The sequence below is a fragment of the Immundisolibacter sp. genome (genome assembly GCF_028696615.1).
In the GTDB taxonomy this organism is placed as follows: Bacteria; Pseudomonadota; Gammaproteobacteria; order Immundisolibacterales; family Immundisolibacteraceae; genus Immundisolibacter.
Genome location: NZ_JAQVGQ010000123.1, coordinates 1 through 7,971, shown reverse-complemented (window position 1 = coordinate 7,971; position 7,971 = coordinate 1). Strand labels below are relative to the sequence as shown.

Annotated in this window: 9 protein-coding genes; 6 read left to right on the top strand and 3 right to left on the bottom strand. The window is 71.3% G+C overall.

Annotation, left to right across the window (positions count from 1 at the left end; genetic code table 11):
- Window positions 1-71 precede the first annotated feature (71 nt).
- Genes fdxA through PHC73_RS09035 form a run of 3 tightly spaced genes read right to left on the bottom strand, consistent with a single transcriptional unit; the run spans window position 72 to window position 4,995 of the window.
- Window positions 72-395: a ferredoxin FdxA gene (gene fdxA / locus PHC73_RS09045; RefSeq protein ID WP_300126914.1), complete on the bottom strand. Its 324-nt coding sequence runs from the start codon at window positions 393-395 to the stop codon at window positions 72-74.
- Window positions 396-454: 59 nt separating this feature from the next.
- On the bottom strand, window positions 455-3,031 hold the full coding sequence (mutS, locus tag PHC73_RS09040) for a DNA mismatch repair protein MutS (RefSeq protein WP_300126913.1): 2,577 nt from the start codon (window positions 3,029-3,031) through the stop codon (window positions 455-457).
- Entirely contained in the window at window positions 3,028-4,995 is a 1,968-nt protein-coding gene (locus tag PHC73_RS09035; protein WP_300126911.1) for a heme lyase CcmF/NrfE family subunit, read from the bottom strand. Before PHC73_RS09035 ends, mutS begins: the two co-directional genes overlap by 4 nt.
- Before the next feature lie 208 nt (window positions 4,996-5,203).
- Here PHC73_RS09035 and ccmA point away from each other — a divergent pair, with 208 nt between their 5' ends.
- The 6 genes from ccmA to PHC73_RS13975 form a co-directional block, all read left to right on the top strand.
- A complete protein-coding gene (gene ccmA / locus PHC73_RS09030; protein WP_300126910.1) occupies window positions 5,204-5,815 on the top strand; it encodes a cytochrome c biogenesis heme-transporting ATPase CcmA in 612 nt (203 codons plus the stop codon).
- Complete coding sequence (ccmB, locus tag PHC73_RS09025) at window positions 5,812-6,471, top strand: heme exporter protein CcmB (RefSeq protein WP_300126908.1); 660 nt, start codon at window positions 5,812-5,814, stop codon at window positions 6,469-6,471. Before ccmA ends, ccmB begins: the two co-directional genes overlap by 4 nt.
- Before the next feature lie 6 nt (window positions 6,472-6,477).
- The gene (locus tag PHC73_RS09020) at window positions 6,478-7,215 is read left to right on the top strand and encodes a heme ABC transporter permease (protein ID WP_300126906.1); all 738 of its coding nucleotides are present in this window, start codon (window positions 6,478-6,480) and stop codon (window positions 7,213-7,215) included.
- Window positions 7,212-7,361: a heme exporter protein CcmD gene (ccmD, locus tag PHC73_RS09015; protein ID WP_300126904.1), complete on the top strand. Its 150-nt coding sequence runs from the start codon at window positions 7,212-7,214 to the stop codon at window positions 7,359-7,361. The genes PHC73_RS09020 and ccmD overlap by 4 nt, the downstream gene beginning before the upstream one ends.
- Entirely contained in the window at window positions 7,358-7,813 is a 456-nt protein-coding gene (gene ccmE / locus PHC73_RS09010) for a cytochrome c maturation protein CcmE (protein ID WP_300126902.1), read from the top strand. Before ccmD ends, ccmE begins: the two co-directional genes overlap by 4 nt.
- The coding region (locus PHC73_RS13975) for an agmatine deiminase family protein (RefSeq protein WP_366949843.1) at window positions 7,810-7,971 on the top strand (162 nt) is incomplete at its 3' end. The genes ccmE and PHC73_RS13975, both read left to right, overlap by 4 nt.

Below are 7,971 nucleotides of genomic sequence, written 5' to 3'. Positions count from 1 at the left end.
CCGGCCGCCGCCAGACGCGCACCGACCAGACAGCCGATGCCACCGGCGCCGGCAATGGCGACACGCACGCCCTACTCTTCCAGCAGCTTGCGCTTGTCGGGCACGCCGGCCCAGCGGTCGGCGTCCGGTGGGGGGTCCTTGCGCTGGGTGATGGGCGGCCACTGCTGCGACAGGCGGGCGTTCAGTTCGATGAACTCCTGCTGGTCGGCCGGCACTTCTTCTTCGTCGACGATGGCCTCGACCGGGCACTCGGCCACGCACAGCGTGCAGTCGATGCACTCGTCGGGATCGATGACCAGCATGTTCGGGCCTTCGCGAAAGCAGTCCACCGGACACACTTCCACGCAGTCGGTGTACTTGCACTTGATGCAGGCTTCGGTGACGACGAACGCCATGACCGTTCTCCGGGGCGACAAAAGCGCGCAATTATAGCGGCCGGCGGCGGCGCGCCACCTCAGGGCTGGCGCTCGCCGGTCGCCAGCGCGCGCAGTTCGTACAACAAATCGAGCGCCGCGCGCGGGGCGATCTGGTCGGGGTCGATCTGCGCCAGCCGGTCGAGCAACGCCTGCCCCGGCTGCGGCTCGAACAGCCCGAGCTGACGCTGCGACGGCGCTGGCGCCGCAGGCGCCGGCATTTCGCCGAGCGCCGCCAGGCGCTCGCTCGCCAGCGCCAGCACCGCCGCCGGCACGCCGGCCAGCGCCGCCACCTGAAGGCCATAGCTGCGGCTCGCCGGCCCCGGCTGCACGCGGTGCAGGAACACGATGCCGCCGGCGTGCTCGGCGGCGTCGAGGTGCACGTTGTCGACGCCGTCGAGCTCCTGCGCCAGCGCGGTGAGCTCGAAGTAATGCGTCGCAAATAGAGTTAACGCGCGTACGCGTTGCGCGAGGTGTGTGAGGCACGCCCAGGCCAGCGCAAGGCCATCGTAGGTGCTGGTGCCGCGCCCGACCTCGTCGAGCAGCACCAGGCTCTGCGCGGTGGCGTTGTGCAGGATGTTGGCGGTCTCGGTCATCTCCACCATGAAGGTCGAGCGCCCGCCGGCCACGTCGTCCGCGGCGCCGATGCGCGTGAAGATGCGGTCCACCGGCCCGATGCGCGCCGAGCGCGCCGGCACGTAGCTGCCGGCATGCGCCAGCAACACGATCAGCGCCACCTGACGCATGTAGGTGGACTTGCCGCCCATGTTGGGGCCGGTGATCAGCAGGATGCGCCGGGTGTCGTCGAGCGCGAGGTCGTTGTCCACGAACTGGCCCTCGACCAGCCGCTCGACCACCGGATGGCGGCCGCTCTCGATGTGGATGCCGGGCGCCTCATCGAGCTGCGGGGCGACGTAATCGAAGCGCTCGGCCCGCTCGGCCAGACACGCCAGTGCGTCGAGCTGGGCGATGGCGGCGGCGGCTGATTGCAATGGCACCAGCTCGCCGGTGATGGCGTCCAGCAGTCCTTCGAACAGCTCGCGCTCGCGGGCGAGCGCGCGCTCGCGCGCGCCGAGCGCCTTGTCCTCGAAGGCCTTCAGTTCCGGCGTGAGATAGCGCTCGGCGTTTTTCAATGTCTGGCGGCGCGTGTAGTCGGCCGGCAGCGCGCCGGCCTGGGCGCGGCCGATCTCGATGTAGTAGCCGTGCACGCGGTTGTAGGCCACCTTGAGTGTGGCGATGCCGGTGCGCTCGCGCTCGCGTCGCTCGAGGTCCAGCAGGTAGCTGCCGGCGTCCTGGCCGATGGCGCGCAGCTCGTCGAGCTCGGCATCGAAGCCTTGCGCGATCACGCCGCCCTCGCGCAGCAGCACCGGCGGGTTTTCGGCCACCGCGCGGGCGAGCAGCGCGTGCAGCGGCGCGAAGCCGGGCAGCGCGGCCCGCAGCTCCTGCAGCAGCGGCGCGTCGAGACTTTCGAGCAGCGTCAGCAGCGCCGGCAGGCGCGCCAGACTGTCGCGCAGCGCGGCCAGATCACGCGGCCGCGCCGAGCGCAGCGCCACGCGCCCCAGGATGCGCTCGACGTCGCCGATGCCGCGCAGCGCGTCCTGCAGGCGGGCGTGGTTTTGATCCTGCAACAGCGCCGCGATGGCGGCATGGCGGCGGCGCAGCTCGGCGCGGTCGCGGATCGGTCCCAGCAGCCAGCGGCGCAGTTGCCGGCTGCCCATGGCGCCGGTGCAGGCATCGAGCACGCCGATGAGCGTGGCGCGCTCGTCGCCCGTGAGGCTGCGGTCGATTTCGAGATTGCGCCGCGTGGCCGGGTCCAGCACCAGCACGGCATCGGGCGCCTGCACGCGCAGGCCGCGCAGGTGCGGCAGCGCGGCGAGCTGCGTGTCCTGCGCGTACTGCAGCAGCGCGCCGGCGGCGCCGACGGCGAGCGGGAGACCCGCGCAGCCGAAGCCGGCCAGATCGCGCACGCCGAACTGCTCGCGAAGGCGGCGCTCGGCGCTGGCCGCCTCGAACTGCCACGGCGGGCGCAGCGTGAGGCTCCAGCCGCCTTCCGGCGCCACGCTGCCGTCGTCCGGCAGCAGCAGCTCGGCCGGCGCCAGGCGCGCGAGTTCCGCCGCAAGCGCCGCCTCGCCGTCGAGCTCGCTCACCGTGAAGCGGCCGCTGGCGAGCTCCAGCACCGCCAGTCCCGCCCGTGTGCCCGCGCGCAGCACGGCCGCGATCAGGTTGTCGCGCCGCTGGTCGAGCAGCGCCTCGTCGGTGAGCGTGCCGGGCGTGACTACGCGGGTGATTTCGCGCCGCATCGGCCCGCGCCCGTCGGGCACGCCAATCTGCTCGCAGATGGCCACCGTGCGCCCGCGCCGCACCAGGCGCGCGAGGTAGGTTTCGAGCGCGTGCGCCGGCACGCCGGCCATCGGAATCTTCCGCCCGGCCGACTCGCCGCGGCTGGTAAGGGTGATGTCGAGCAGGCGTGATGCCTCGACCGCGTCGTCGAAGAACAGCTCGTAGAAATCGCCCATGCGGTACAGCAGCAGCGCCTGCGGGTGGTCGGCCTTCAGGCGCAGGTAGTGCTGCATGGCCGGCGTGTGGCCGGCCAGCGGGTCGAGTGGGGGCTGCGTCATGCCATCCGGGCGTCGGCCTGCGCGGTGCGCCGCTCGCCAAGGCACAGCGCCACGCCGAGCGCGATCAGCGCGCCGCCGATCCAGATCCACTCGACCAGCGGGTTCACGTAGGCGCTCACGGCGTGGCGGCCGTCGCGCGGCTCGCCGAGCACCAGGTACACGTCGCGCAGCAGCGTGGAATGAATGCCGGACTCGGTGCTCGGCATGTGGCTGGCCCGATAGACGCGTCGTTCGGATGCCAGCACGATGCGGCCATCGAGGCGAAACTCGGCGCGCTCGGCATCGTAGTTGGGGCCACTCGTCGGCCCGACGGACACCAGCTCGACGCGATGACCGCCGATCTGGAAGGCATCGCCGGGCGCCAGGCTCACCATCATGTGCTCACGAAACAGGCCCGCCGCGGCAAGGCCGATCGTCGCCACCGCCACGCCGACGTGCGCCAGCAGCGCCCCGTAGTGACGCCGCGCCCGCCAGGCGTTGACCAGCAGCGCGGCCGGCAGCGCGCGGCGCTCGGCGCGGGCGAGACTGCGCCCGCCACGCAGCAGGTCCGCCACCACGGTGGCGATGGCAAACACCGCAAAGCCGACCGCGAGCGCCGCCAGCACGCTCAGCGGCCGCGCCAGCGCCAGCGTGAGCACGCCCGCCGCCAGACCCCACAGCGCCTGCCATTTGATGCGCCCCCACAGCGCGCGCGGCTCGGCGCGCCGCCACGGCAGGCTCGGCGTGAGACCCATCAGCAGCACCAGCACCAACAGCTGCGGCACCACCACCGAGTTGAAATACGGCGCCGCGACGGTGATCTTCTGCTCCGCCGTCACGTCCAGGAACAGCGGGTACAGCGTGCCCAAAAACACGCAGGCACCGGCCACCGTGAACAGCACGTTGTTCAGCAGCAGCAGCGACTCGCGCGACAACCAAGCGGTCGGCTTGGGGCTGGCCTGCAGCTGCCCGCCGCGCCACAGGAACACGCCGAACGCGCCGCCCACCACCAGCGCGAGGAACACCAGGATGTAGGCGCCGCGACCGGGGTCGACCGCGAACGCGTGCACCGACGACAGCACGCCCGAGCGCACCAGAAACGTGCCCAGCAGCGACAGCGAGAAGGTCAGGATGGCCAGGAACAGGTTCCAGCTCGCCAGCATGCGCCGGCTGTCCTGCACCATCAGCGAGTGCACCAGCGCCGCGCCGGTCAGCCAGGGCATGAACGAGGCGTTCTCGACCGGGTCCCAGGCCCAGTAGCCGCCCCAGCCGAGCTCGTAGTACGCCCAGGCGCCACCGAGCACGATGCCGGCAGTGAGAAACCCGAACGCCGCCAGCGCCCAGCGCCGCACCACCGGCAGCCAGTCCTCGGCCGGCCAGCGCGTCAGCAGCGCCGTCAGCACCAGCGCAAACGGAATCGAAAAGCCCACGTAGCCCATGTACAGCATCGGCGGGTGGGCGGCCATGCCGGGGTCCTGCAGCAGCGGGTTCAGGTCGCGCCCGTCGGCCGGCACCGGCAGCAGGCGCGCGAACGGGTTCGACAGGAACAGGATCAGCCCCAGAAAACCCACGCACAGCGCCGCCTGCAGCGCCAGCGCCACCGGCAGGCGATCGGCGAACCGGCGCCGCCCGTACAGGGCCAGCGCCGCCGTCCAGCCGGCAAGGATCAGGTACCACAGGTACAGCGACCCCTCGTGCCCGCCCCACACGGCGCTGATCTTGTACACGAGCGGCAGCGCGCTGTTGGAGTTCTGCGCCACGTACCAGACCGAGAAGTTGTCGCTGACGAAGGCGTGCGTGAGCGCCAGCCAGCCGATCAGCGCCAACAGGAACTGCAACGCGGCGCCGCGCACGGCGATGCCGGCCAGCTCCGGGCGGCGCAGCGCGCGCGCCAGCAGCGGCGACAGCGCCTGCAACAGGGCCACCGGCAGCGCCAGCATGACCGCGAAATGGCCCACTTCGATCAGGTGTTGGCTCGGCGTCATCGGGGGATGTTCCAGGTTCCGCCGCATCGGCGGCGCGGACGGTGCGACAATGCGCGGCGCCGGTGCGGCGCGGGCGGCAGTGTAATGCGGCCGTCGCCAGGGTCACCAGCGCCCGGGGGTGGGCCGGCGATCGACCGGTGAGCAGCTGTCGCGTGTCGTCGTTTTCGCGGCTGAAGCCGCTCCTACAGCGTTTTTATATTTCCGCTGCATGCTCGAACTGCGCGACCTGGCCGCGGTGCGGTCCCACACGGTGCTGTTCCGGCGCCTGAACCTGCTGCTGCACGCCGGCGAGGCGCTGCGCGTGGCGGGCCCGAACGGCGCCGGCAAGACCACGCTACTGCGCATCCTGTGCGGTCTCACCGAACCTGTCCGCGGCGTGGTGTGCTGGGATGGCACGCCGATCCGCGACCTGGGCGACGACTACCGCGCGCGCCTGGGCTTTCTGGGTCACCAGGAAGGCCACTTCGGTGACCTCACCGCCCGCGAGAACCTCGCGCTCGCCGGCGCGCCGGTGACGGCCGCAACCGTGATGACGGTGCTCGAACGCGTCGGTCTGTCGGCGCTGGCCAACCAGCCGGCACGGCTGCTGTCGCAGGGTCAGCGCCGGCGGCTTGGGCTGGGGCGCCTGCTGCTGCGCCCAACCACGCTGTGGGTGCTCGACGAACCGCTGACCGGACTCGACCGTCAGGGCGTCGAGCTGGTGTCGCACCTGCTCGCCGAGCACCTCGCGGGCGGCGGCCTTGCCGTGCTCACCACGCACCAGGACCTGCCGGGTCTGGGCGGCGTGATGCGCGAGCTCGACCTCGGGGCACAGGCATGATCGAGCAGGTGTTTCGCCGCGAGCTGCTGCTGGCCTGGCGCCGGCCGGGCGACACGCTGCTGCCGCTGACGTTCTTCGTCATCGTCGGCAGCCTGTTCCCGCTCGGCGTCGGCGCCGAACCGGCGCTGCTGCGCACGATCGGCCCGGGCGTGGTGTGGATCGCCGCCGTGCTGGCCACGCTGCTCGGCCTGCCGCGCCTGTTCGCCGCCGACCAGCACGGCGGCGCGCTCGAACAGCTGCTGCTGAGTCCAGCGCCGCTGACGGCGCTGGTGGCGGCCAAGATCGCCGCCCAGTGGCTCACCTGCGGCCTGCCGCTGGCGCTCGCCGCGCCCGTGCTGGCGCTGGGCTTCGGGTTAAACTTGGCCGACCTTTCGGTGCTGCTGGCGGGCCTGCTGCTGGGGACGCCGCTGTTGCACCTGCTCGGCGCCATCAACGCCGCGCTGACGCTGGGTCTTCGCGGCGGCGGCGCGCTGCTGGGCCTGCTGGTACTGCCGCTGTACGTGCCGGTACTGATCTTCGGCAGCGGCGCGGTGCAGGCGGCGGCGCTCGGCTTCGGTGCCGGCGCCAATCTGTCGCTGCTGGCCGCCATGCTGGTGCTGGCGATGGCGTTCGCGCCGTTTGCCACCGCCGCCGCACTGCGCATTTCCCTGGACTGACCGCCCATGTTCGGCCCGACACTCGATCGTCTTGCCGCGCCCAAGTTCTTCTACCCCTTCGCCGGGCGACTGCTGCCGTGGCTGGGCACGCTCGCCGCCGCGCTGCTGCTGGTCGGTGCGGTCTGGGGGCTGGCCGTGGCGCCGGCCGACTACCAGCAGGGCGACAGCTACCGGATCATGTTCATCCACGTGCCGGCGGCCTGGCTGTCCATGCTCACTTACATGGTGATGGCCGGCGGCGCGTTCGTGTTTCTGGTCTGGCGCATCAAGCTCGCCGACATGCTGGCCAAGTGCTGCGCGCCGCTCGGCGCTGCGTTCACGGCACTCACGCTGGTGACCGGCGCGCTGTGGGGCAAACCGATGTGGGGCACCTGGTGGGCCTGGGACGCGCGCCTGACGTCGGAACTGGTGCTGCTGTTCCTGTATCTGGGCCTCATCGCGCTGCGCGGCGCCATCGACGAGCCGCAGCGCGCCGGCCGCGCCACGGCGCTGCTGGCGCTGGTGGGCGTGGTCAACATTCCGATCATCCATTTCTCGGTCGAGTGGTGGAACACGCTGCACCAGCCGGCCTCGCTCACCCGCCTGAATGGCCCGACCATCCACCCGGCCATGCTGACGCCACTGCTGCTGATGATCGCCGGCTTCACGGTGTACTTCGTGGCCGTGCTGCTGCAGCGGATGCGCTGCGAAATCCTCGAGCGCGAACGCGACGCCCGCTGGCTGGTCGAACTGGACGCGCCATGACCGAATTTTTCGCCATGGGCGGCTACGGCGCCTTCGTGTGGCCGAGCTACGCGCTCGCGCTGCTGGTGCTGGGCCTGAACGCCTGGCTGCCGTGGCGGCGCCACCGCAAGCTGCAGCGCCAGCGCCAATCCGATCCCGACACATGAAAACCCGTCACAAACGCCTGCTATTCATCTCGCTCGCCATCGTCGCCCTGGTAGCCGCGGTGCTGCTGGTGATGAACGCCTTTCGCGACAACCTGGTGTTCTTCTTCAGCCCCACCGAAGTCGCCGCCGGCAAGGCGCCGACCAAGGGCACGTTTCGCCTGGGGGGGCTCGTGATGACAGGCTCGGTACAAAAGGGTCCGGGACCGCTCGAACTGCGCTTCACGGTCACCGATCTGGCCAAGGAAATGCGCGTGCACTACGTGGGCCCGCTGCCGGACCTGTTCCGCGAAGGCCAGGGTGTGGTGGCCGAAGGCCGCCTTGGCCCCGACGGGGAATTCCAGGCCGCCAAGGTGCTGGCCAAACACGACGAGAACTACATGCCGCCCGAGGTCGCGCAGGCGCTCGAAAAATCCGGCGCCTACCAGGCCGGCCACCCTCGAGCCAAGCCGTGACGCCAGGTGTTCTGCCCCCCGAATGGGCGCCACAGGCGGCGGTGATGCTGACCTGGCCGCATCGGCATGGCGACTGGGCGGACACGCTGGATCAGACCGAAGCCGAGTTCGTCGGCTTTGCCGCCGCCATCGCCGCCCGCGAGCCGTTGATCATCGCC

What these genes read in the sequence shown, in the direction of transcription:
- fdxA (WP_300126914.1), bottom strand. Translation starts at nt 395, where the DNA reads ATGGCGTTCGTCGTCACCGAAGCCTGCATCAAGTGCAAGTACACCGAC.
- mutS (WP_300126913.1), bottom strand. Translation starts at nt 3,031, where the DNA reads ATGACGCAGCCCCCACTCGACCCGCTGGCCGGCCACACGCCGGCCATG.
- PHC73_RS09035 (WP_300126911.1), bottom strand. Translation starts at nt 4,995, where the DNA reads ATGACGCCGAGCCAACACCTGATCGAAGTGGGCCATTTCGCGGTCATG.
- ccmA (WP_300126910.1), top strand. Translation starts at nt 5,204, where the DNA reads ATGCTCGAACTGCGCGACCTGGCCGCGGTGCGGTCCCACACGGTGCTG.
- ccmB (WP_300126908.1), top strand. Translation starts at nt 5,812, where the DNA reads ATGATCGAGCAGGTGTTTCGCCGCGAGCTGCTGCTGGCCTGGCGCCGG.
- PHC73_RS09020 (WP_300126906.1), top strand. Translation starts at nt 6,478, where the DNA reads ATGTTCGGCCCGACACTCGATCGTCTTGCCGCGCCCAAGTTCTTCTAC.
- ccmD (WP_300126904.1), top strand. Translation starts at nt 7,212, where the DNA reads ATGACCGAATTTTTCGCCATGGGCGGCTACGGCGCCTTCGTGTGGCCG.
- ccmE (WP_300126902.1), top strand. Translation starts at nt 7,358, where the DNA reads ATGAAAACCCGTCACAAACGCCTGCTATTCATCTCGCTCGCCATCGTC.